We start from the raw sequence: 19,979 nt of genomic DNA on the forward strand, positions 1-19,979 counted from the left end.
TTCAGTGGCCGAGGTAGACGTCGATCACGCGCGGGTCGGCCTGCACCTCGGCGGCGGTGCCTTCGCTGAGCAGCCGGCCCTGGTGCAGCACCGTCACGCGGTGCGCGATGCGCTTGACGAAATCCATGTCGTGCTCGATCACCACCAGCGACTTGCCCGAGGCGATGCGCCGCAGCAGGTCGCCGGTCTGCTCGCGCTCGCGCGGGCTCATGCCGGCCACGGGTTCGTCGAGCAGCAGCAGCTCGGGCTCCTGCATCAGCAGCATCCCGATCTCCAGCCATTGCTTCTGGCCGTGGCTGAGCTGGCCCGCGCGGCGGTCGAGCTGGTCGAGCAGGAACACGTCGGCCGCCATCGCGTCGATGCGTTCGCGCAGGGCAGCGGTGCGACGGAAGGTCAGCGACTGCAGCAGGCCGTGCATGCGCGGCAGCGAGATCTCGAAGTTCTCCAGCACCGTGAGGTCTTCATAGACCGAGGGCGTCTGGAACTTGCGACCCACGCCGGCGCGCACGATCTCGTGCTCGTTCATGCGGGCGAGGTCGGCGCCGTTGAACAGCACGCGGCCCGAACTGGGTTTCGTCTTGCCGCACACCATGTCGAGCAGCGTGGTCTTGCCCGCGCCGTTCGGGCCGATGATCACGCGCAGCTCGTTGCGCTCGACCGAGAGGCTCAGGCCGTCCACCGCCTTGAAGCCGTCGAAGGACACGGTGAGGTCTTCCACGCGCAGGATCTGCTCGTTGGAAGGTGGCGCCACCGAAGCGGCCTGCGGCAGGCCGCCGCCGGGCATCGTCATCGTCGCGTTCATGGCGCGGCCTCCGCGCCGCGCCGGTGCAGCAGCTTCTCGCCCAGGCCCGCAAGGCCGTTGGGCATGGCCCAGACCACGAGGATGAACACGGCGCCCAGGAAGTACAGCCAGCCTTCGGGAAAGGTCTCCGACAGGTACGACTTGAGAAAGCCGATCAGCAGCGCACCGATCACCGCGCCCGGAATCGACAGCCGCCCGCCGACCGCCGCGTAGATCACCATCTCCACCGATGCCACCACGCCGATCACGCCCGGCGCGATCAGCCCGACCTGCAGGCTGTAGAAGGCCCCGCCGATGGACGAAAGCACTGCTGCCACCGCGAACACGAAGGCCTTCATGTGCGCCGTGTTGTAGCCGCTGAAGCGCACGCGGTCTTCGCGGTCGCGGATGGCGATGAGGATCTTGCCGAAGCGGCTGCGCACGATGACGAGCGACACCGCCATCACCAGCGCGATGACCAGCACCTCGACGAAGTACATCGTGCGCTTTGCGTCGTCGCTCGCGATGTCCAGACCCAGCAGCGTGCGGAAGTCGGTGATGCCGTTGGCGCCGCCGGTGTCGCCCTGCTGGCCGATCACCACCACGGTGAGCGTGAGGGCCAGCGACAGCGTGACGATCGCGAAGTACACGCCGCTCACGCGCCGCTTGAAGATGGCGTACGAGAACACGTACGCCAGCACCGCCGGAACCACGAGGATGCCGACGACGGTCCAGCCCAGCGAATGGAAGGGCTGCCACCACGTGGGCAGCTGCTCCACGCTGCTCCACACCATGAAGTCGGGCAGCTCGGGCGCGGAGGCTTCGAGCTTGAGGAACATGGCCATCATGTAGCCGCCCAGGCCGAAGAACATGCCCTGGCCCAGGCTCAGCACGCCGCCGTAGCCCCAGGTCAGCACCACGCCGATCGCGACGAACGCGAAGGCCAGGTACTTGCCCACGAGGTTCAGGCGGAAGGCGTCGAGCGCGAGCGGCAGCACCACGGCCAGCAGCAGGAGCACGGCGGCCATCGAGCCGATGTCGCGCCTGCGTTGCAAAGAGAGCTTCGACAGCATGCTCAGCTCCTCGAACGGATCGCGAACAGCCCGTTGGGCCGGAAGTACAGCACCACGATCACCAGCAGCAGGATCGTCGCCTTGGCCATCGAGCCGCTCATCAGGTACTCGAGCCAGGTCTGCGACTGCGCGATCGAGAAGCCCGAGAGCGCAGTGCCCACCAGGCTCTGCACGCCGCCGAACACCACCACGATGAAGGAGTCGACGATGTAGAGCTGGCCGGTTCCGGGGTTGGTCGAGCCGATCATCGTGAACACCGCGCCCGCGATGCCCGCGAGTCCGGAGCCCAGCGCGAAGGTCATGGCGTCGACGCGGTGCGTGTCGATGCCCACCGCGCCGGCGATGGCGCGGTTCTGCGTCACCGCGCGCACCTTGAGTCCCCACGAGGTGCGATACAGCAGCAGGTAGACGCCTGTCGCCACCAGCGCGGTGAGCCCCACGATGAAGATGCGGTTCAGCGGCAGCTGGATGCCCGCCGTCGGCTCCCACGCTCCCGCGAGCCAGGAGGCCAGCGGCACGCTCACCTCCTGCGCGCCGAAGATCGAGCGGTAGGCCTGCTGCAGCATCAGGCTCAGGCCCCAGGTGGCGAGCAGGGTGTCCAGCGGGCGGTCGTAGAAGAAGCGGATGAAGCCGCGTTCGAGCACGTAGCCGAACGCGAAAGTCACGGCGAACGCGAACGGAATCGCGGCGAACAGGTACAGGTCCATGAAGCCCGGCGCGAAGTGCTCGAAGAAGCGCGCGGCCAGGTAGGTCATGTAGGCGCCAAGGGCCATCAGCTCGCCGTGCGCCATGTTGATGACGCCCATCAGGCCGAACACGATGGCCAGCCCGATCGCCATCAGCAGCAGGATGGTGAACAGGCTCACGCCGTTGAACACCTGCATCACCGCGATGTCGAAGTTCATCGCGTTCAGACCTTCGGGAAGGGGTTGGGCTCGACGAGCTGGGGCGATTCCCACACGATGTCGAACTGCCCGTCGGGCCGTGCGCGGCCCACGCGCACCTTCTTCCAGACGTGGTGGTTGGTGGCGTGGATGCGCACCGTGCCCTCGGGCGCCTCGATCTCCACGCCGGCTGCGGCGGCGGTGACCTTGTCGACGTCGAAGGACTTGGCCTTCTCCACAGCCAGCTTCCAGAGGTACACGCTGTTGTAGGCCACCTCCATCGGGTCGCCGATCACGCGGTCCTGCCCGTACTTCGCCTTGAAGGCCTTCACGAACTTCTCGTTGGCCGGCGACTTGATGCTCTGGAAGTAGCCCATGCAGGCGTAGTAGCCCGCGGCGTTGTCCTTGCCGATGCCGTCGATCTCGTTCTCCGACACCACGGTGGACAGCAGCACCTGCTTGGCGCCGTCCAGGCCCGCCGCGCGCAGCTGCTTGTAGAAGGCCACGTTGGAGCCGCCCACCACGGTGCTGTAGATGCAGTCGGGCTTGGCGGCCTTGATCTTGTTGATGATCGACGAGAACTCGGTGTGGCCCAGCGGTGCGTACTCTTCGCCTAGCACCTTGCCGCCGGCCTTGGCGATGGCCGGCTTGGCGATCTTGTTGCAGGTGCGCGGGTAGATGTAGTCGGAGCCCACGAGGAAGAAGCTCTTGCCCTTCTCGCGCGCCATCCACTCGACCGCCGCGATCACCGACTGTGTAGCCTCCTGCGACGGGTAGAACACGCGCTTGTCCTGCTCCTGGCCTTCGTAGTAGGTCGGGTAGAACAGCAGCCCCTTGGCCTGGTTGAGCACCGGAAGCAGCGCCTTGCGCGAAGCCGAGGTGTAGCAGCCGATGATGGCTGCCACCTTGTCGCGCTCCAGCAGCTTGCGGGCCTTCTCGGCGAACACCGGGTTCTCGCTCGCGCCGTCTTCCACCACGGCCTCGATCTTCCGGCCCATCACGCCGCCGGCCGCGTTGATCTCCTCGATCGCCAGCTTCTCGGCATCGACCAGCGAGGCCTCGGCGATGGCGATGGTGCCCGAGAGCGAATGCAGCAGCCCCAGCTTCACGGGGCCGCTGTCCTGCGCCGCCGCGATGCCGGCCACGCCGCCCGCGGCGCCCAGCACGATCATCGAGCCGCCGGTCTTCACGATCTGGCGGCGGTTGAAAACGTTCGTCATGTCAAATTCCTTTGTGGTTGTGCGAGTCATCAGGAAGATCCGACCTTCGGAACCGCGCGTTGGGTGTCTCCTCCCGCGGCGCGGCCCTGCAAACGAACGCTGCGTTGCCAGTGCGCTTTTCTCCGGGCAAGGCTCCGCCACCGGATGCGGCGCATCCGTTTCGAAAAAGCACTCTTGCGGCCGAGAAAACAAAAAAGCCCGAACCGGTGGTTAAACCGATTCGGGCTTTATTGCCCGACGCCTCGCTGGCAGCACTGGCAGCGGGTGTCGTATGACTGGTAACGATTGCTCGTTGGGGCGGATTCTTCTCAACTCACCCCGGCATGAACATACGCTGTTTCGCTAATTGGCGAAAGCGCGGCGCATGTGTTATTCGCGCTCAGCGCGGGCGCGCGTAGTCCGACTCGATCCACGCGCTCGCACTGCTGGCGGTGAGCCTGAAGGCCGGCGACACGCTCACGCTGGCGAGCTCGCTGTCGTCGGCGTCGTCGTAGGCCGTGAGCGTGGCCGTGGGGTTGTCCTCGTCGGGCACGATGGCCAGCGCCACGCGCACGCGCCGGTCGTCGCGCGCGGTGACGGTCACGCTCCTGTTGAGCGTGGCGTGCAGCTGCTGTTCGTGGCGTCGGATGACTTCGGCGGCGGTCTTCACCAGCGTAGAGAAGGCGGGGGCGTCGAGCGGCTTCGGGTTCTTCTTGTCGCGGCCCATGGTCCAGGGGCCGACGAGGGCGGGCTCGGGGTCGCCGTGGCGGGTCATCTCGACGGCCCAGCCGTCGTCTTCCTCGTTCTTGATGATGCGGGCGGTCCAGCGTTCGTCGCGCCAGAGGCGGTCTTCCTGCAGGGGGAGGATGTCGGAGTCTGTGGTCGGTTCGGTCATTCGGTTGCTGTCGTTCTGGCTCGAGGCATTTTCGCCTCCGCCGCGGAGCCGCCGATGTATTGCGCGAGCCCCTCGACCAGCGCGTCGAAGGCTACACGGCAGCGCGGGCTGTTGCGCAGGTCCTCGTGCATCGTGACCCAGGTGTCGAGCTTCAGCGAGAAGGCGCGCGGCATCAGCCGCACCAGCGCCGCGTCGCGTTTGGCCAGGCCCACCTGGCACACGCCGATGCCCGCGCCCGCGCGTATCAGCGCGAGCTGCGCGAGGTCGCTGTCGGCGCGCAGCGAGAAGGTGTCGCGCGTGAAGTTCTTGATCGACTTGCCGGCGATGCGCACGAAGGCCGGCGGCTGGTCGTAGCCGATGACGGTGTGCGCCGGCAGGTCGTCGAGGTTGCGCGGCGTGCCGTGGCGCGCGATGTAGTCGCGATGCGCATGGAAACCCAGCTCGATGTTCCCGATGCGACGCGCGACCAGCTGCTCCTGCCGGGGCCGCACCATGCGCACCGCGATGTCGGCCTCGCGCTTGAGCAGGTCCTGCACGCGGTTGGTCGATACCAGCTCGATCTTCAACGCGGGGTGCGCCTCGCGCAGCCGCGCCAGGATGGGCGGCAGCACCTCGGCCCCGACCACCTCGCTCGCGGAGATGCGCACCACGCCGCGCACGCCTTCGCCCTGGCTGGTGGCGGCGCGCTCCATCGAGGCCGCGATGCTTTCCATGGCCTCCGCGTGCGTGCGCAGCGCCAGCGCCACCTCGGTAGGCAGCAGTCCGGTCTGCGAGCGCGTGAAGAGCACCACGCCCAGCGCTTCCTCCAGCGCGGCCACGTGGCGCCCCGCCGTGGGTTGGGTGATGCCGAGCGAGCGCGCCGCGCCCGAGAGGGAGCCCTCGCGCAGCACGCCGAGGAAGGAGCGATACAGCTCCCAGCCGATGTTCCAGGTCATACATAAATGTATGGCTGATCGCTCATGTTCGGCAATTCCAATGGAACCCCTTCGAAACCAGAATTCGTCCATCGACAACTGTTCTGGAGCATTCCATGGCAAACGACAAGGTTCTGGTTCTCGGCGCGACGGGCGGCATCGGCGGCGAAGTGGCGCGCCAGCTGCGCGATGCGGGCTGGGATGTGCGGGCGCTCAAGCGCGGAGCGACCGAAGGCCGGCGCGACGGCATCACCTGGCTGGCCGGCGACGCGATGGACGAGCAATCGGTGCGGCGGGCCGCGAAGGGCTGCTCGGTCATCGTGCATGCGGTCAATCCGCCGGGCTACCGCCGCTGGTCGGAGCTGGTGCTGCCGATGCTCGACAACACCATCGCCGCCGCCAGGGCCGAAGGCGCGACCGTCGTGCTGCCCGGCAACGTCTACAACTACGGCCCCGACGCCTTTCCGATGCTGTCGGAAGACTCGCCGCAGCATCCCGCCACCCGCAAGGGCGCGATCCGCGTCGAGATGGAAAGGCGGCTCGAAGAGGCCAGCCGCCAGGGCGCCCGCGTGCTGATCGTGCGTGCAGGGGACTTCTTCGGGCCGAAGGCCGGCAACAACTGGTTCTCGCAGGGGCTGGTGAAGGCGGGGCAGCCGGTCACGGGCGTGAGCTACCCCGGCGACAAGGGCGTGGGCCATCACTGGTCGTACCTGCCGGACGTGGCGCGCACCATGGTCGAGCTGCTGGCGCGTCGCGACCGGCTCCAGCCCTTCGACAGCTTCCACATGGGCGGCCACTGGGACGCCGACGGCACGCGCATGAGCGATGCCATCCGCAACGTGGTGGAGCGCCGCACCGGCGCCCGGGTGCGCGTGTCGGCCTTCTCGTGGACGCTGCTGACGCTGGTCTCGCCCTTCGTTGCCACCTTCAGGGAAATGCGCGAGATGCGCTATCTGTGGCGCACGCCCGTGGCGATGGACAACGCGAAGCTGGTGGCCTTCCTGGGCCGCGAACCGCACACGCCTCTCGAGGAGGCGGTGGAGACGGCGCTCGACAGCATGGGCTGCCTGGCCACGGCGCCGGTGGCCGCTGCTGCCTGATCCGCGGCGAAGCTCAGAACACCGACAGGCCCGTGCGCGCCACGAAGAGCTCGAGTGCCTTCATGCCCAGCAGCGAATTGCCGGTGGCGTCGAGCGCGGGCGACCAGACGCACAGCGTGAGCTTGTCGGGCACCACCGCCACGATGCCGCCGCCCACGCCGCTCTTGCAGGGCAGGCCGATCGAGAAGGCCACGTCGCCGGCCGCGTCGTAGGTGCCGCAGGTGAGCATCAGCGCGTTGATGCGCCGGGTCTGCCGCTCGCCGGTGATCCCGGGTTGGCCGTCGATCGGGTGCGCGCCGTCGCGGCACAGGAAGGCTGCCGCGCGCGCCAGCTGGCGGCAGCTCATGCGCAGCGCGCACTGGTGGAAGTAGGTGTCGAGCACGGCCGCGACGTCGTTGTCGATCTTGCCGAAGCTCTTCATGAAGTTGGCCAGCGCGATGTTGCGAAAGCCCGTGTCGGCCTCCGATTGCGCCACCTCGTCGTCGAAAGCGATGGGCTCGCCGCACAGGTTGGCCATGAGCGCGAGGATGTCGGCCTTGGCGCTGCCGCCACTGGCCCTGGCCTGGCTCACCAGCCGGTCGGCCACAGCGATGGCGCCGGCATTGATGAAGGGGTTGCGCGGCTTGCCCTGTTCGTTCTCGAGCTGCACCAGCGAGTTGAACGGGTTGCCCGAGGGCTCGCGCCCGATGCGCTCCCACAGCGCGTCGCCCATGCGCTGCATGGCGAGCGTGAGCGTGAAGAGCTTCGACACGCTCTGGATGGAAAAGGGCGTCTCGAAGTCGCCCGCGCCGGCTTCTTCGCCCTCGCAGGTGCGCAGCGCGATGCCGAACTGGCTCGCGTCGACGCGCGCGAGCGCCGGGATGTAGCTGGCCACCTTGCCGCCCTGGCCCAGCTGCGGGCGCAGGGTGGCGACGATCTCGTCGAGGACGGGCTGGAATTTGCTGGTCTTGCTGCTCATGCGGTGCGTTGTACCGCAGGCCGCCGGTTCACCAGCACGATGCCCAGCGCGACGCCGACCAGCGCCACGATCAGCTGCGCCGTGAGCGGCTCCTTCAGCAGCGCCACGCCGAACACCAGCGCGAACAGCGGCGTGAGGAAGGTGAAGGACGACATTTGCGTGGCCGGGTAGTGCCGCAGCAGCCACATCCACGCGAGGTAGCTGGCGAAGGCGCCGACCACCGTCTGCAGGCCGATGGAGGTCCAGGCCCAGGCGGAGTACGAGAAGCCCCAGTGCTCGCCGAGCGCCAGCGACAGCACCGGGCACATCGCCGCAGTCACCGCCACTTGGTAGAACAGCGTCTTCTCGGCGCTGGCCGTGGCCAGGCGCGTGGTGCGCAGCGTGAGCGTGGTCAGGCCCCAGAGCATGCCGGCCGCCAGCGCCATGCCGTCGCCGATGAGCTGCGACGAACTCATGTGGGCGAAGCCCTCGCTGAAGGCCAGCACCACGCCAGAGAACGCGATGAAGAGGCCCAGCCACTGGAAGCCGCGAAGCCGTTCGGCCGGCACCCAGCGCGGCAGCAGCAGCGACACCCAGAAGGGCGCGGTATAGAGAAACACTGTGAGCCGCGAGGCGCTGGTGTGCTGCAGCCCCAGGTAGATGCCGGCGAATTCGCCCGAGAACAGCAGGCCGGCCAGCAGCCCGGGCCACAGCGTGCCGTCGCGCTCGAAGAGCGGCACGCGCCGCCACACGCACCAAAGCCACAGCAGCAAGGTCGCGCCGATCATGCGGATCGAGGCCTGCCACATCGGCGGCACCTCGGCCACGGTGGTCTTGATGAGGATCTGCTGCAGGCCCCAGAAGGCGCAGCAGGCGATGAGCAGGCCGATGGCGAGGCCGTCGAGGTGGGTTTTGCGCTGGATCATGCGGGCGGTCGTTTGCGGCGAATGGCCGCCGGATTCATCCGATGATCGTATCGCGCTCGCGTGTTCGGCGTGCGGGCAAGGCTTCCCGGTCGTCTATCTGGCCGGGGCCACCGGATAGGGCGGCTTGCCGCGTGTGCCCGTCATCAGGTCGGGCACGACGGTTTCCACGTCGGGCACCGCGCGCGCTGCGCGCTCCAGCTTCTTCGCGAGCGCTGCGTCGGGCACGCAGCCCTGCAGGTACACCCAGCGGCGCTGGATGATGACCCAGACGCTGCCCTTCTTCACGCCCGGCACGGCCAGCAGCGCTGCGCGCACCTTGGGCGCGAGCGGCTTGTCGTAGCGGTAGGCGTTGCTGTCGGCGCACTTGCCGGCCAGCCAGCAGGTGGTGCCGCGCTCCAGCCGCGAATGGGTCTGCAGGCGGCGTTCTTCCGTCGTGTAGAACGGGCCCTCGGGCACCGCGCAGGCCGGCAGGCCCGACGAGAGCTGGAAGAACGGGTCGTCGAACCAGTTCTGCTTGAGCGGCGCCGTGGTTTCCTGCGCCGTGCCGGTCTGTGCGGCGAGCAACAGGACGAGCAGGAGCGCAGGGCGGAGAGTCACAAGGGATGCTCTGTGTAGAAGCGCCCGCCGTGAAAGAGCAGCGGCGATGCGCCAGCATCGTGGGAGCAGCGCTCCACCTCGCCGACGAAGATCACGTGGTCGCCTTCGTCGTAGCGGCTGCGGTTGAAGCACTCGAAGCTGGCCGCCGCGCCCACGAGCACCGGCGCGCCGCCCAGGCCCTCGGTGAAGGCCACGTCGGCCCAGCGGTCGATGTTCTTGGCCGCGAAGCGTTCGGCCAGCGCCTTCTGGTTGGCCGCCAGGATGTTCACCGTGTAGTGCGAGCCGGCGCTCAGCGCGGGCATCGAGCCGGCGGCGCGAGAGAGGCTCCACAGCACCAGCGGCGGCGTCAGCGAGACCGAATTGAAGGAGTTGGCCGTAAGGCCGACCAGCGTGCCGTTCGCCGCGCGCGCGGTCACGACGGTGACGCCGGTGGCGAACATGCCGAGGGCTTCACGGAACTCGTCGGACGAAAAGGAGGGCGGTTGGGCCCGGCGGGGAGTGGTCACTGAAAAAGACGCAATGGCTTGAAGGCGGAGGGCCATTTTGGCTCAGCGCCCGCCGGCCTGCCCGAGCGGGTCCATCAACTCGGCCACCAGCCGGGTATAGACGGCTGCGGCCGGGGAGGGCGTGCGCGTCGCCAGCGTGACGAGGCTGTAGTGCGTCTGCATGCGCTCCAGGCCCGCCACCGGCAGGGGAACGAGCGTGTCCGTGTCGTGGCCGGGCACTGGCGCGACCGGCGCGAGGATCACCGCGTCGGCCGTGAGCGCCAGGTGCCGCAGCGTGCCGGCGTCGTCGCAGGTCACGTTGAACACGCCGCGGTCGCCACGCGGCGCCACCCGCTCGAACTGCGCCGCGACCTCCGCCGGCAGGCGTGGGCCGGCGACGGGGTAGGCCATGAGCTTCTCGAGCGTCGCGGGCTGTTGCGGCTTGAGCCTGAGCAGCGGGTGCTTCGGCCGCACGAAGAAGGACACCGGCAGGTTGGGCAGCCGCGCGAGCTTCAGGCCGGGCTGCTGCTTCGTCAGGTCGCGCGTGTCGGCGACGAACAGGTCGAGTTCGCGCCGGTGCAGCCGCTCGCAGAGGGTGGCGGTGTCGGCCACTTCCATGCGCATCTGCAGCTGCGGATGGCGCTGCGTCATGAGCGACAGCGCCGCGCGACCCAGCGTGCCGGCGGCGAAGGGGCCGAAGCCCACCGCGAGGCTGCCGATGGCGAGGCCCTCGAGCTGCAGCACGTCGCGCGCGATCTGCTGCGCGTCGGCCAGCAGCTCGCGAGCACGCGCCAGCACCAGTTCGCCGGCCTGGGTGAAGCGCACGCTGCCGTAGGCGCGGTCGACCAGGCGCGCCTGCAGGTTCTCTTCCAGGTTCTCGATGCTGCGCGAGAGGGCGGGCTGCGAAAGATGCACTGCCTGGGCCGCGCGGCCGAAGCTGCCCTGGTCCGCCAGGGCGACGAGATGCTGGAGCTGGCGAAGCTGCATTTTGCGTTTTGCTTCAAAAGGAAGCACATATTTTGCATTTGCCAATGATTCTGGCGCTTCGCAGAATCGCCGGATGACTTCTTCCTCGCCAGCTTCTTCCTCCTTCTCCGCTGCACTCGTTGCCCTGGCGTGTGCCCTGGGCGCGCCGTCGGCTGCGTTCGCCCAGGCAGCGCCCAAGGCGCCCGAGCCCTCCACGCTCAAGGCCAACGCCGACATGGCGAAGACGCTGCCCTTCGCCAACCGGCAGGACTTCGAGGACGCGATGCACGGCTTCGTCGGCACCGTGCCCGACGCGCTGGTGCCGGGCTCCGGCGCGCGCCCGGTCTGGAACATGAAGCCCTACGAATTCCTCAAGGCCGACGCGCCGGCCGACACCGTCAACCCGAGCCTGTGGCGGCAGGCGCAGCTCAACGCGATCCACGGTCTGTTCAAGGTGACCGATCGCGTCTACCAGGTGCGCGGCTTCGACATCGCCAACATGACCATCGTGGAAGGCGACAGCTCGCTGATCGTGATCGATCCGCTGCTGGCCGCCGAGACCGCGCGCGCCGCGCTCGAGCTCTACTACCAGCACCGACCGCGCAAGCCTGTGGGCACGGTGATCTACACGCATGGCCATGCCGACCACTTCGGCGGCGTGAAGGGCGTGATCGACGAGGCCGACGTGAAGGCCGGCCGTGTGCAGGTGCTCGCGCCCTCGGGCTTCATGGAAACCGCGGTGGCCGAGAACATCCTCGCGGGCAACGCGATGAGCCGGCGCTCGCAGTACCAGTTCGGCACGCTGCTGCCGCCGGGCCCGCGCGGGCAGGTCGACACGGGGCTGGGCAAGGCGCTGGCGCGCGGCACCATGTCGCTGATCGCGCCCACGGCCACCATCGACAAGCCCACCGAGGAGCGCGCCATCGACGGCGTGCAGTTCGTCTTCCGGCTGGTGCCGGGCTCCGAGGCGCCGTCGGAAATGCTCATGTACCTGCCGCAGTTCCGCGTGCTCAACATGGCGGAGGACGTGACGCACAACATGCACAACCTCTACACCATCCGCGGCGCGGAAGTGCGCGACGGCAACCTGTGGTCGAAGTACATCGACGAGGCGCGCGTGGCCTTCGGCGACAAGGCCGAGGTGCTGATCGCGCAGCACCACTGGCCGACCTTCGGGCAGGGCCGCATCGTCGACCTGCTGAAGAAGCAGCGCGACATGTACAAGTTCATCAACGACCAGTCGCTGCGCCTGCTCAACCAGGGCTACACGGCGGCCGACATCGCCGAGACGCTGCGCATGCCGGCGAGCCTGGAGCAGGAGTGGTCCGCGCGCGGCTACTACGGCACGCTGCGGCACAACGCCAAGGCCGTCTACCAGAAGTACCTGGGCTGGTACGACGCCAACCCCGCCAACCTGAATCCGCTGCCGCCGGTGGCCTATGCGAAGAAGACGGTCGAGTACATGGGCGGCGCAGATGCAGTGCTGGTGCGTGCGCGGGAAGACTTCAAGAAAGGCGAGTTCCGCTGGGTGGCCAGCGCGATGAGCCAGCTCGTGTACGCAGATCCGTCCAACCGCGCGGCCCGCGAACTGGGCGCTGATGCACTCGAGCAGATGGGCTACCAGTCGGAGGCCGGCACCTGGCGCAGCGCGTATCTCGTGGGCGCGATGGAGCTGCGCAACGGCGTGCCGAAGATCGCGGGCGGCAACAGCGCCAACGCCGATTCACTGAAGGCCGTGAGCAACGACCTGTTCTTCGACTTCCTCGGCGTGCGGCTCGATGCCGCCAAGGCCGAGGGAAAGAAGATGGCCATCAACTGGAATTTCACCGATTCGAACCAGCAGTTCGTGCTGACGCTGGAGAACTCGGCGCTCACGCACATCGCCGGCTGGCAGCCGGACGCCGATGCCTCCGTGACGCTGAGCCGCGCCACGCTCGATGCGATCACGCTGAAGGAGACGAGCTTTCCGGCGGCAGTGCTCACCGGCAAGGTGAAGATCGAAGGCGACCGCGCGAAGCTGGCCGAGCTGATGTCGATGCTCGATACCTTCGAGCCGATGTTCCCGATCGTCGAGCCGAAGGCTCAGCCGAAGAACCAGTAGCACACGGCGATGGCGGCCACCACGCCCGCCGCCTCGGCCAGCAGCGCGCACGACACCGCGTGCCGCGTGCGCTGGATGCCCACCGCGCCGAAGTACACCGCCAGCACGTAGAAAGTGGTCTCGGTGCTGCCCTGGATGGTGGCGGCCACCAGCGCGGGGAAGCTGTCGACGCCCTGGCTCTTCATGGTCTCGATCAGCATCGCGCGCGCCGCGCTGCCCGAGAAGGGTTTGACCAGCGCGGTGGGCATGGCGTCGACGAAGCGCGCGTCGAGGCCGGCCGCACCCACCAGCCAGCGCAGGCCGTCGAGCGCGAAGTCGAGTGCGCCCGAGGCGCGCAGCACGCCGATGGCGCACAGCATCGCGACGAGGTACGGCAGCAGGTTCTTCGCGATGTCGAAGCCTTCCTTCGCGCCCTCGATGAAGCACTCGTACACCTTGATGCGGCGTATGGCACCGGCCAGCAGGAACACCACGATCACGCCGAACAGCGTGAGGTTGCCCAGCAGCGACGACAGCGAGGCGATGGCGGTTGCCGACAGCGTGCCCAGCAGCGCCATGAAGCCGCCCAGCAGCAGCGCGCCCGGCACCAGGTAGGCCAGCACGACCGGGTCCCACAGCCGCAGGCGCTGCGCCACCGCCACCGACAGCAGGCCGACCAGCGTGGAGGCGCTGGTCGCCAGCAGGATCGGCAGGAACACCAGCGTCGGGTCGCCCGCGCCCTGCTGGGCTCGGTACATGAAGATGGTGACCGGCAGCAGCGTCAGCGACGAGGCATTGAGCACGAGAAAGAGGATCTGCGCGTTGGTGGCCGTCACCGGATCGGGGTTCAGCCGCTGCAGCTCACGCATCGCCTTCAGGCCGATGGGCGTGGCCGCGTTGTCCAGCCCCAGCGCGTTGGCCGCGAAGTTCATGGTGATGAGCCCCAGCGCCGGGTGCCCCGCCGGCACGCCCGGCATGAGGCGCCGGAAGAGCGGCCCCAGCAGCCGCGCGAGCCAGCCGACCAGCCCCGCCGCCTCGGCGATGCGCAGGAAGCCCAGCCAGAGCGTGAGCGTGCCGAAGAGCAGCACCATCACCTCCACCGCCAGCCGCGCCATGGCGAACAGCGCCTCCACCAGCGCCGCGAACACGGTGGGGTCGCCCCCGACCAGCCACCGCCCCAGCGCCGCCAGCGCCGCCACCCCGAAGAAACCAAGCCACAAGCCGTTGAGCACGCTTCTTTTCCTTTTGTTTCGCTTCGATGATAGGCCCGCCATCCGGGGCCGCCGCGAGCTACAGTTCGGCCCATGCGCGCTTCCGTCGTCCGCCGATTCGCCGCTCTCGCACTGGGCGCCGCCGCCCTGTGGCTGGCGGGCTGCGCGAGCCTGCCGCCGCCGCAGCCGCGCCCGGTGGTCACGGCGGTCACCGATGTGTCGCAGACCGAACTGGGGCAGCTCGCGGCCAAGGGCACGCCGGGCGGGTCCACGGCGCTGTCGGGCTTCCGGCTGCTGCCGGAGGCCGCCTTCGCGTTCGATGCGCGCATCTCGCTTGCGCGGCACGCCGAGAAGTCGCTCGACGTGCAGTACTACCTGATCCAGAAGGACGACGTCGGCCTGCTGTTCCTCAAGGAGCTGCGCGAGGCCGCGGCGCGCGGCGTGCGCGTGCGGCTGCTGGTGGACGACCTCTACACGGGCGGCGAAGACGAAGTGTTCAGCACGCTCTCGGCGTTCCCGAACATCGAGGTGCGGCTGTTCAACCCGCTGCCCTCGCGTGCCGACTCGCTGGCGACGCGGCTGCTGTTCTCGCTGAGCGACTTCGGCCGCATCAACCACCGCATGCACAACAAGCTGCTGGTGGCCGACAACAGCTTCGCGGTCTCGGGCGGCCGCAACATCGCCAACGAATACTTCATGCGCAGCACGGCGGCGAACTTCATCGACATGGACGTGCTGTCCAGCGGCCCGGTGGTGCGCCAGATGTCCGAGGGCTTCGACCGCTACTGGAACAGCGAGCACGTGCGCCCCATCGAGCAGATCGCGCCGCTGCGCATGCCCGTGGAGCAGGCGCAGAAGCGCTTCGACGAGATCGCGCGCACCGCGGTGCCCGACGTGGCCATGCACCAGCGCGACGTGCTCGACAAGTCGCCGGTGGGGCAGCAGCTCATCGCAGGCAACGTCGAGCGCTACTGGGCACCGTCGACGCTGTTCGTGGACGACCCCGAGAAGATCACGCGCAAGCCCGACGCCGCCTACGCCGGCAGCGTGACGGAGGGCGCGCTGAGCGTCATCAATTCGGCGCGGCGCGAGGTGAAGATCGGCTCGCCGTACTTCATTCCGGGCGCGCGCGGCATGGCGATGATGAAGGCGGCCATCGAGCGTGGCGGGCGCATCACGGTGGTGACGAATTCGCTGGGCGCCACCGACGAGCCGCTGGCCTACGCGGGCTACGAGCGCTACCGCGCCGACATGCTGAAGATCGGCGTCACCATCTACGAGATCGCGCCCACGCTCACCGGGCGTTCGGGGCGCTTCGGCGACTTCGGCAAGTCGATCAGCCGGCTGCACGCCAAGCTGGCGATCATCGACGACGAGCGCTTCTTCGTCGGTTCGATGAACCTCGACCACCGCTCGGCCGCGGTCAACACCGAGATGGGGCTGGTCATCGACAGTCCCGAGCTGGTGAAGGACTACGACAGGCTCATGGGCGGCGAGCGCGTCAACCTCGGCTACCGGCTGCGCCTGGGGCCCGACGGCCGGCGCGTGCAATGGCTGGAGTACGACGACGCCGGCGGCGACATCGTCCACGAGGACGAGCCCGGCGAATTCCTCTGGCTGCGCTTCAAGAACTGGCTGCTGCTGCCCATCGTGGGCGAAGAGCTGCTGTAGCGGTTCTTTCATCACTGCGCGCCGGCGGCGCGCCTGCAACCGTGTAATACGGATTGCACACTGCCCCTCTAGATTGCGGCGTCCCACGACACAACAACCAGAGGGATTCCCAGATGCGCACCACACCTACCGCAGCCCCCGCGCCGCGCGCCACGCCCGACCTGCGCTGGCTGGCCAGCCTGGCCTGCACCGCCATCCTGCTGCAGGGCTGCAATGGCGGCGGCAACGGCCAGTCGATCGTCCTGGGGCCGCCCGCGGCTCCCGCACCCGCCCCGGCACCAGCGCCCGCCCCGCAGCCCGACGCAGCCTCGGCAGACGCCAACCTGCAGGCCACCTGGGTGGAGATCGGCGACAACAACGCCGCCATCGCGCGCGCCATCACCAGCTACACGGCGCCGGCCTCCGCCATCACGGCCGATGCCAATGCCACGTGCCCGCAGATCACGGTGGACGGCAAGACGACGCGCATGACCTTGCGCGCCGGCGCCGGCACCATGGCGCAGCGAACCACGGCCAGCGATCCGGCCGACTCGAAGCCCTCCGCGTTTCCCGTGTCGTCCTGCGAGACCACGCTGGCGGCCGACGCGAAGCAGGCCGCCATCGGCAGCCGCACGCTGCCGTTGCCCAAGGCCGAGCCGCAGCGCGTTCTCGTGCTGGCCGACACCGGCTGCCGCCTGAAGAAAGCCGACAACGCCTACCAGCCCTGCAACGACAGCACCGTGTGGCCGTTCGCGCCGCTCGCGGCCACCGGCGCGGGCTTCAACCCCGACCTGGTGCTGCACATCGGCGACTACCACTACCGCGAGAACGTCTGCCCCGACGACATCGCCGGCTGCAAGGGCAGTCCCTGGGGCTACGGCTGGGACACCTGGCAGGCCGATTTCTTCAAGCCTGCCGCGCCGCTGCTGGCCAAGGCACCGTGGATCCTGGTGCGCGGCAACCACGAGGAATGCGCCCGCGGCGGCCAGGGCTGGATGCGCTTCCTCGATCCGCGCCCGTACTCCGACAAGCGTTCGTGCAACGACCCGGCCAACGACAGCACCGGCAACTATTCGGAGCCGTATGCGGTGCAGCTGGGCACCGGTTCGCAGATCGTCGTGTTCGACTCGGCCAAGGCCGGCAAGGCGGCGCTGAAGACGGACGACCCGCAGTTCATCGCTTACCAGAAGCAGTTCCAGACCGTCGCGACGCTGGCCGCCAAGGCCGGCATCACGACCACGATGTTCACCAACCACCACCCGATCCTGGCCTTCGCGCCGATCGCGGGCTCGACCCCGGCCTCGGGCAACCTCGCGCTGCAGTCGGTGATGGGCAACCTCAACCCCAAGGCCTACTACCCGAGTGGCGTGCACATCGCGCTGCACGGCCACGTGCACGACTTCCAGGCGCTGAACTTCGCCACCGACCATCCCGCCACCGTGGTGTCGGGCAACGGCGGCGACAATCTCGACGTGGCGCTGCCCGACCCGCTGGCCGCCGGCACCTCGCCCGCGCCGGACGTGACGGTCGACCGCATCACGCACCACAACACCTTCGGCTTCATGCTGATGGAGCGCAAGGCCTCGCCGGGCGTGGGCTGGACCTTCAAGGCCTACACCGTGGCCGGCAAGCTGCTCGCCACCTGCCAGCAGACCGGCCGCACGCTGGCTTGCGACAAGACGGGCATGCTCACGCCGTGACGATGCGCGCAGCGCTGGCGGTGGTGGCCGCATGCCTGGCCTGGCCGGGCACGGCCGCCGTCGCTCTTGCGGCGACCACGACGGAGATCAACCCCGGTGGCCCGCAGAGCGTGGTGATCGATCGCATCGGCGCCACGCCGAAGATCTCCGCGCGTGTCGATCCCACCGCGGCCACCTTCAAGCCCGACCCCGCGCTGGCGGAACTGGGCAAGCGCATCTTCTTCGACACGCGGCTGTCGCAGCCGCAGGGCACCTCGTGCGCGAGCTGCCACGATCCGCTGCGCGCGTTCACCTCTACGCTGAACGCGCCCTCGCTGGCCGGTCCCCGCACCCCGCAGGGCAGCCGCCCGGGGCGCTTCAGCGCGCGCACCGCGCCGTCGCTGCTGTACGTGCGCTATGTGCCGCGCCGGCACTTCTATCAGGACGACGACGCGCCTTTCGCCTCGCCCTTCGGCGGCCTCTTCGCCGACGGCCGCGCCGACACGCTGGCCGAGCAGGCGCGCGGCCCGCTGTTCGACCGCGACGAGATGAACAACGCCTCGCCGCAGAGCCTGCTGCGCAAGCTGCGCGGCACCGACCTGGCGCCCGCGATGTCACTGGCCTTCGGGCCACGCGTGCTGCGCGACCCCGAGCAGGCGGTGAAGGGCATCGGCCAGGCGCTGCAGGCCTACCTGCAGAGCGACGAGATGGCGCCTTTCACTTCGCGCTTCGACGACTACCTGCGCCACCGCACGCCGCTGAGCCCGCAGGAAATGCGCGGCCTCGCGCTGTTCAAGAACCCCGACAAGGGCAACTGCATGTCGTGCCACACGCTGTCCGACACGGCGAGCCGGCCCGAGCGATCGCTGTTCACCGACTTCGGCTACGACGCCATCGCCGTGCCGCGCAACCTCTCGCTGCCCGCCAACCGCGATCCGCGCCGCTTCGACAACGGCCTGTGCCGCACGGCCGCGCAGCTGCGCTGGCCCGAGCCCAACCAGTGGTGCGGCTACTTCCGTACGCCGGGGCTGCGCAACGTGGCGGTGCGCCAGAGCTTCATGCACAACGGCGTGTTCACCACGCTGCGCGACGCGGTCGCGTTCTATGCCACGCGCTCGACCGACCCGGCGAAGTGGTACCACGGCAAGCCCACCTTCGACGACGTGCCGGCGGCCTATCGGGGCAACATCAACGTCAATTCCACGCCGATGAACCGTCGCCCCGGCACAACGCCGGCGTTGACCGACGAGGAGATCGACGAGATCAGTGCCTTCCTCGGCACCCTGACCGACGCGCGCTATGTGGCGGCCATGCCGAAGCCCGCGACGAAGTAGGCGTCCGGGTCATCTCCGGCGCGGGAAGGTGCGTTACATTTCTTCCAAGAGTGTGAACTTTTGTCACAGACGCCTTTCTTCTGGAGACTTCGACATGACCGTTCCCGTGCCGCGCGAGTCGATTGCGCCGCTTTCCAACAGCCGTCGGCGTGCGCTGACCGGGCTGGCCGCCGCCACCGCAGCCGCCGGCCTCGGCTTTCCGGCACTGGCGCAGAACCGGCCGGTGCGCGTGGGAACGACCTTCGACAACAGCAGCGTCGAGAAGGCGAACGGGCAGGGCCTCCACCAGGGCTCGAGCGCCTTCTTCAATGCGCTGAACAAGGCGGGCGGCATCAACGGCACCAAGGTCGAGCTCGTGATGGCCGACGACACCTTCAAGCCCGACGTGGCCAAGGCCAACGCGCTGGCCTTCGAGAAGGACAGTTCCGTGCTCGCGCTGGTGCACCCGCTGGGCACGCGCCAGACCGCCGAGGTGATGGACGCGGTGCCCGGCATGGCCGTGGTGGGCCCCATCACCGGCACGATCTCGCTGCGCAAGAAGAATTCGCCCAACACCTTCTGGGTGCGCGCCAACTACGACCAGGAAGTCGAGAAGCTGGTGAGCACCGCCGCCGTGCTGGGCCAGAGCCGCATCGGCCTCGTGCATTCGGAAGACCCGCTGGGCCAGTCCGTGCTGGCGGCCTTCAAGAACGCGCTGGCCAAGGCCAAGCTCGAGCCGGCGGTCATCGCGACCACGCCCAACACCACCAGCATGGAAGTCGGCCCCGCGGCCGCCGCCATCGCCAAGGCCAAGCCGCAGGTGGTGGTGGTCGGGCTGGCCGGCACGGCGCCGGTGTTCCTGAAGGCGCTGCGCGAGGCCGGCAACAGCAGCTCGGCCTACGGCCTGTCGATCACGGCCAGCGCGCTGTCGGCCATGGGCGACCTGGCCAAGGGCCTGGGCTTCGTGATCGTGGTGCCCTCGCCGTACTCGACCAAGTTCGAGATCGTGCGCCGCTACCAGACCGACATGGTGGCCAACGGCGTCAAGGACTTCTCGCTCACCAGCCTGGAGGGCTACCTGAACGCCGCCGTGCTGGCCGAAGGCATGCGCCGCGCCGGCGGCTCGCTCACGCGCGCCTCGGTGATGTCGGGGCTCGCGAGCATCGAGAACTTCGACCTGGGTGGCGTGAAGATCAACTACGGGCGCACCAACCGCGAAGGCGGCCAGTTCGTGGACGTGGCCGTGATCGGCAGCCGCGGGCAGATGCTCAGCTAGGCCAGGTACTCCC

General features: G+C 68.7%; 18 protein-coding genes and 1 pseudogene. 6 read left to right on the forward strand and 13 right to left on the reverse strand.

The features are described 5' to 3' along the window. Window position 1: 1 nt before the first annotated feature. From SFB74_RS00950 to SFB74_RS00980, 7 genes and pseudogenes are all read right to left on the reverse strand, one after another. A complete protein-coding gene (locus SFB74_RS00950; protein ID WP_414080255.1) occupies window positions 2–91 on the reverse strand; it encodes a hypothetical protein in 90 nt (29 codons plus the stop codon). Beyond that, a pseudogene (gene urtD / locus SFB74_RS00955) lies at window positions 65–802 on the reverse strand (urea ABC transporter ATP-binding protein UrtD); the annotation flags it as partial. The pseudogene urtD and the gene SFB74_RS00950, both read right to left, overlap by 27 nt. Then, a complete protein-coding gene (gene urtC, locus SFB74_RS00960) occupies window positions 799–1,854 on the reverse strand; it encodes an urea ABC transporter permease subunit UrtC (RefSeq protein ID WP_432728803.1) in 1,056 nt (351 codons plus the stop codon). The pseudogene urtD and the gene urtC, both read right to left, overlap by 4 nt. Window positions 1,855–1,856: 2 nt before the next feature. After that, window positions 1,857–2,759, reverse strand: a complete 903-nt coding sequence (gene urtB, locus SFB74_RS00965) for an urea ABC transporter permease subunit UrtB (RefSeq protein WP_093195656.1) — start codon at window positions 2,757–2,759, stop codon at window positions 1,857–1,859. A 5-nt stretch (window positions 2,760–2,764) separates the two neighbouring features. Then, a complete protein-coding gene (gene urtA / locus SFB74_RS00970; protein WP_432728805.1) occupies window positions 2,765–3,958 on the reverse strand; it encodes an urea ABC transporter substrate-binding protein in 1,194 nt (397 codons plus the stop codon). 379 nt (window positions 3,959–4,337) lie between these two features. Beyond that, complete coding sequence (locus SFB74_RS00975; protein ID WP_432728806.1) at window positions 4,338–4,832, reverse strand: hypothetical protein; 495 nt, start codon at window positions 4,830–4,832, stop codon at window positions 4,338–4,340. After that, window positions 4,829–5,767 (reverse strand): LysR family transcriptional regulator, encoded by a 939-nt coding sequence (locus tag SFB74_RS00980; protein ID WP_432728807.1) that lies wholly within the window; start codon window positions 5,765–5,767, stop codon window positions 4,829–4,831. The genes SFB74_RS00975 and SFB74_RS00980 overlap by 4 nt, the downstream gene beginning before the upstream one ends. 95 nt (window positions 5,768–5,862) lie before the next feature. Between SFB74_RS00980 and SFB74_RS00985 the strand changes: the two genes are divergently transcribed. After that, window positions 5,863–6,846 carry an SDR family oxidoreductase gene (locus SFB74_RS00985; protein WP_432728808.1) on the forward strand — a complete coding sequence of 328 codons (984 nt, stop codon included), beginning with the start codon at window positions 5,863–5,865 and terminating at the stop codon, window positions 6,844–6,846. A gap of 13 nt (window positions 6,847–6,859) precedes the next feature. Here SFB74_RS00985 and SFB74_RS00990 read toward each other — a convergent pair whose 3' ends face one another. The 5 genes from SFB74_RS00990 to SFB74_RS01010 form a co-directional block, all read right to left on the reverse strand. Continuing rightward, window positions 6,860–7,804 carry a glutaminase gene (locus tag SFB74_RS00990; protein ID WP_432728809.1) on the reverse strand — a complete coding sequence of 315 codons (945 nt, stop codon included), beginning with the start codon at window positions 7,802–7,804 and terminating at the stop codon, window positions 6,860–6,862. Then, window positions 7,801–8,709 (reverse strand): DMT family transporter, encoded by a 909-nt coding sequence (locus SFB74_RS00995; RefSeq protein WP_432728810.1) that lies wholly within the window; start codon window positions 8,707–8,709, stop codon window positions 7,801–7,803. The genes SFB74_RS00990 and SFB74_RS00995 overlap by 4 nt, the downstream gene beginning before the upstream one ends. A gap of 93 nt (window positions 8,710–8,802) precedes the next feature. Beyond that, a complete protein-coding gene (locus SFB74_RS01000) occupies window positions 8,803–9,306 on the reverse strand; it encodes a BON domain-containing protein (RefSeq protein ID WP_432728811.1) in 504 nt (167 codons plus the stop codon). Further along, complete coding sequence (locus SFB74_RS01005) at window positions 9,303–9,848, reverse strand: flavin reductase family protein (RefSeq protein ID WP_432728812.1); 546 nt, start codon at window positions 9,846–9,848, stop codon at window positions 9,303–9,305. Before SFB74_RS01005 ends, SFB74_RS01000 begins: the two co-directional genes overlap by 4 nt. A 6-nt stretch (window positions 9,849–9,854) precedes the next feature. Next, window positions 9,855–10,778, reverse strand: coding sequence for a LysR family transcriptional regulator (locus SFB74_RS01010; protein WP_432728813.1), 924 nt, complete (start codon window positions 10,776–10,778; stop codon window positions 9,855–9,857). Window positions 10,779–10,851: 73 nt separating this feature from the next. Between SFB74_RS01010 and SFB74_RS01015 the strand changes: the two genes are divergently transcribed. Further along, window positions 10,852–12,858 (forward strand): alkyl/aryl-sulfatase, encoded by a 2,007-nt coding sequence (locus tag SFB74_RS01015; RefSeq protein ID WP_432728814.1) that lies wholly within the window; start codon window positions 10,852–10,854, stop codon window positions 12,856–12,858. Here the strand turns inward: SFB74_RS01015 and SFB74_RS01020 are convergent. Continuing rightward, window positions 12,840–14,069: a nucleoside recognition domain-containing protein gene (locus SFB74_RS01020; protein ID WP_432728815.1), complete on the reverse strand. Its 1,230-nt coding sequence runs from the start codon at window positions 14,067–14,069 to the stop codon at window positions 12,840–12,842. The two genes, SFB74_RS01015 and SFB74_RS01020, sit on opposite strands and share 19 nt — an antisense overlap. A 72-nt stretch (window positions 14,070–14,141) precedes the next feature. On the opposite strand from SFB74_RS01020, the gene SFB74_RS01025 reads away from it, so the two are divergent. The 4 genes from SFB74_RS01025 to SFB74_RS01040 all read left to right on the forward strand — a co-directional run bounded on the left by SFB74_RS01025 (window position 14,142) and on the right by SFB74_RS01040 (window position 19,966). Further along, entirely contained in the window at window positions 14,142–15,719 is a 1,578-nt protein-coding gene (locus SFB74_RS01025; RefSeq protein ID WP_432728816.1) for a phospholipase D family protein, read from the forward strand. 113 nt (window positions 15,720–15,832) lie between these two features. After that, window positions 15,833–17,398, forward strand: coding sequence for a metallophosphoesterase (locus tag SFB74_RS01030; protein WP_432728817.1), 1,566 nt, complete (start codon window positions 15,833–15,835; stop codon window positions 17,396–17,398). Between the two features lie 2 nt (window positions 17,399–17,400). Further along, entirely contained in the window at window positions 17,401–18,711 is a 1,311-nt protein-coding gene (locus tag SFB74_RS01035; RefSeq protein ID WP_432732041.1) for a cytochrome-c peroxidase, read from the forward strand. A gap of 94 nt (window positions 18,712–18,805) precedes the next feature. Next, window positions 18,806–19,966, forward strand: coding sequence for an ABC transporter substrate-binding protein (locus tag SFB74_RS01040; protein WP_432728818.1), 1,161 nt, complete (start codon window positions 18,806–18,808; stop codon window positions 19,964–19,966). Window positions 19,967–19,979 lie beyond the last annotated feature (13 nt).

Origin of the sequence: Variovorax xiamenensis, from assembly GCF_050916385.1 — a bacterium.
In the GTDB taxonomy this organism is placed as follows: domain Bacteria; phylum Pseudomonadota; class Gammaproteobacteria; order Burkholderiales; family Burkholderiaceae_C; genus Variovorax.

What these genes read in the sequence shown, in the direction of transcription:
- urtC (WP_432728803.1), bottom strand. Translation starts at nt 1,854, where the DNA reads ATGCTGTCGAAGCTCTCTTTGCAACGCAGGCGCGACATCGGCTCGATG.
- urtB (WP_093195656.1), bottom strand. Translation starts at nt 2,759, where the DNA reads ATGAACTTCGACATCGCGGTGATGCAGGTGTTCAACGGCGTGAGCCTG.
- urtA (WP_432728805.1), bottom strand. Translation starts at nt 3,958, where the DNA reads ATGACGAACGTTTTCAACCGCCGCCAGATCGTGAAGACCGGCGGCTCG.
- SFB74_RS00975 (WP_432728806.1), bottom strand. Translation starts at nt 4,832, where the DNA reads ATGACCGAACCGACCACAGACTCCGACATCCTCCCCCTGCAGGAAGAC.
- SFB74_RS00980 (WP_432728807.1), bottom strand. Translation starts at nt 5,767, where the DNA reads ATGACCTGGAACATCGGCTGGGAGCTGTATCGCTCCTTCCTCGGCGTG.
- SFB74_RS00985 (WP_432728808.1), top strand. Translation starts at nt 5,863, where the DNA reads ATGGCAAACGACAAGGTTCTGGTTCTCGGCGCGACGGGCGGCATCGGC.
- SFB74_RS00990 (WP_432728809.1), bottom strand. Translation starts at nt 7,804, where the DNA reads ATGAGCAGCAAGACCAGCAAATTCCAGCCCGTCCTCGACGAGATCGTC.
- SFB74_RS00995 (WP_432728810.1), bottom strand. Translation starts at nt 8,709, where the DNA reads ATGATCCAGCGCAAAACCCACCTCGACGGCCTCGCCATCGGCCTGCTC.
- SFB74_RS01005 (WP_432728812.1), bottom strand. Translation starts at nt 9,848, where the DNA reads ATGGCCCTCCGCCTTCAAGCCATTGCGTCTTTTTCAGTGACCACTCCC.
- SFB74_RS01010 (WP_432728813.1), bottom strand. Translation starts at nt 10,778, where the DNA reads ATGCAGCTTCGCCAGCTCCAGCATCTCGTCGCCCTGGCGGACCAGGGC.
- SFB74_RS01015 (WP_432728814.1), top strand. Translation starts at nt 10,852, where the DNA reads ATGACTTCTTCCTCGCCAGCTTCTTCCTCCTTCTCCGCTGCACTCGTT.
- SFB74_RS01025 (WP_432728816.1), top strand. Translation starts at nt 14,142, where the DNA reads ATGCGCGCTTCCGTCGTCCGCCGATTCGCCGCTCTCGCACTGGGCGCC.
- SFB74_RS01030 (WP_432728817.1), top strand. Translation starts at nt 15,833, where the DNA reads ATGCGCACCACACCTACCGCAGCCCCCGCGCCGCGCGCCACGCCCGAC.
- SFB74_RS01035 (WP_432732041.1), top strand. Translation starts at nt 17,401, where the DNA reads ATGCGCGCAGCGCTGGCGGTGGTGGCCGCATGCCTGGCCTGGCCGGGC.
- SFB74_RS01040 (WP_432728818.1), top strand. Translation starts at nt 18,806, where the DNA reads ATGACCGTTCCCGTGCCGCGCGAGTCGATTGCGCCGCTTTCCAACAGC.